Source organism: Streptococcus sp. HMSC074F05, from assembly GCF_001808725.1.
In the GTDB taxonomy this organism is placed as follows: domain Bacteria; phylum Bacillota; class Bacilli; order Lactobacillales; family Streptococcaceae; genus Streptococcus; species Streptococcus parasanguinis_I.
Window position 1 is genome coordinate 1 of record NZ_KV794408.1, and the last position, 220, is coordinate 220.

General features: G+C 47.3%; 1 tRNA gene. It reads right to left on the reverse strand.

Annotation, left to right across the window (positions count from 1 at the left end):
- Positions 1 to 32 precede the first annotated feature (32 nt).
- Positions 33 to 105: transfer RNA gene (locus HMPREF2685_RS02250), tRNA-Val, on the reverse strand.
- Positions 106 to 220: the final 115 nt, after the last annotated feature.

The following is a 220-nucleotide window of genomic DNA, read 5'->3' on the forward strand; positions in this document are numbered from 1 at the left end:
GTAGTTTTACCACTAAACTACACCCGCTTAAATGGGAGTTAACGGGATCGAACCGCTGACCCTCTGCTTGTAAGGCAGATGCTCTCCCAGCTGAGCTAAACTCCCAAATGGTCGTTTAACTCACTGGATCCCTGTCGTGCACTGACTTACGTCAGTTTCGACAAAGTCGAACTTACGTTCTCCTTAGCTGAGCTAAACTCCCAAATGAGCCTAGTATCTA